Origin of the sequence: Inhella proteolytica (assembly GCF_016093275.1) — a bacterium.
Taxonomy (GTDB): Bacteria; Pseudomonadota; Gammaproteobacteria; order Burkholderiales; family Burkholderiaceae_C; genus Inhella; species Inhella proteolytica.
In genome coordinates, this window is the sequence record NZ_JAEDAK010000040.1 from 1 (window position 1) to 1,490 (window position 1,490).

The 1,490-nt window shown below is 74.1% G+C and carries 2 protein-coding genes and 1 pseudogene; 2 read left to right on the forward strand and 1 reads right to left on the reverse strand.

The annotated features are described in order from the left end of the window. On the forward strand, nt 1-400 hold a 400-nt coding region (locus I7X39_RS22940; RefSeq protein WP_198113689.1), incomplete at its 5' end, for a CoA transferase. An 11-nt stretch (nt 401-411) separates the two neighbouring features. Further along, on the forward strand, nt 412-1,200 hold the full coding sequence (locus tag I7X39_RS22945) for a DUF2189 domain-containing protein (RefSeq protein WP_198113690.1): 789 nt from the start codon (nt 412-414) through the stop codon (nt 1,198-1,200). Between the two features lie 31 nt (nt 1,201-1,231). On the opposite strand, the pseudogene I7X39_RS22950 reads toward I7X39_RS22945, so the two are convergent. Next, a pseudogene (locus I7X39_RS22950) lies at nt 1,232-1,490 on the reverse strand (DEAD/DEAH box helicase); the annotation flags it as partial.

Genomic DNA, 1,490 nt, shown 5'->3' on the forward strand with positions numbered 1-1,490 from the left:
GGCGCTGGGCCGCGCCCAGGGCGCCCGGCCGCGCCGCCTGGAGGTGGGCCTGGCCGACGCCGCCCGCGCCCTGGCCGCCCCGCTGCGCTGGGGCCTGACGGCGCCCGGCGGCCTGCTCGGCGGTGCCCATGCGCTCTACCAGGTGCTGCCCTGCCAGGACGGCCGGGTGGCGCTGGCTGCCCTGGAGCCGCACTTCGCGCAGCGCCTGGCCGATCTGATCGGCCTGCCCCCGGCGTCCCCCGCCGCCTGGCTGCGCCCCGACCGGCATCAGGCCGTGGCCGCCTGGTGCCTGGGGAAGACCCGGGCCGAGTTGCGTGAATTGGCGCAGCGCCTGGACCTGCCTTTGGTGGTTTGTCCCGATGCGCCGGAAGCCGCGCGCGGAGACTCTCGCGCGCCATGAGCGACGCGACCATGTCTGAACCCCACCCCACCCCCGAAGCCGCCCCCGCACCGCCGCCCGGCGCCTTCTCCATCACTCTGCGCCCCCTCGGCTGGGGCGCGCCCTTCCATTGGCTGCGCCTGGGCCTGCGCGACTTCCTGCGCGCCCCTTTCATCGGCCTCTTTTTCGGCTGCGCCTTCATGGTGATGGGCTGGGCCCTGCTGAAGGTCTACGAGCACGCGCCCGCCTATGTGCTGGCCCTGGCGGCGGGCTTCCTGCTGGTGGGCCCGGTGCTCTGCCTGGGCCTTTATCGCGTCAGCCAGTGCCTGGAGCGTGGCGAGCGGCCGGACTTCGGCGACGCGCTGCTGGCCTTCGAGACCCGCATCGGCCCGCTGGCCCTGTTCGGCATGGTGCTGCTGGTGCTGGAGATGGTCTGGGGCCGTGCCGCCCTGGTGGTGTTTGCGGTCAGCTTTGACGGCATGCCGGACTTCAAGGGTTCGCTGCTGGCCCTGGTGAACCCCGAGAACCTGGGTTTCATCGTGGCCTACCTGGGCGTGGGCGGTGTGTTTGCCGGCCTGATCTACGCCATCAGCGTGGTGTCCATCCCGATGCTGCTGGATCGCCCGGTGGACGCCGTCACGGCCGCGCTGACCAGCCTGCGCCTGGTGCTCACGCAGCCCGGTGTGATGCTGCTCTGGGGCGCCCTGGTGACGCTGCTGATCGGCCTGGCCCTGCTGCCCTGGTTCGCCGGCTTGCCGGTGCTGGCGCCGGTGATCGGCCATGCCAGCTGGCATGCCTACCGGGCTGCCGTGGGGGAATGAAAAAGGCGCCCGCGGGCGCCTTTGATGCTGCTTACTCGCTGCGCGGCGGACGGCCGCCGAGCAGGGCGGCGGGCTTGCCGCCACCGCCGGAGCGCGGGCGGTTGTCCGGACGCGGTGCCGGGCGTCCTTGCCCTTGGCCCTGACCTTGCCCTTGGCCGTGACCCTGGGCGGGCTTGGCCGCCGCGGGGCGCTGACCCTGCGGCGCCGGGCCGCGGCCGGGCTGGGCCGGACGGCCTTGCGCCGGCTTGGGCTGACCGCCGTGGCCGTGCGCGCTGCCTTGCGGGCGCGGG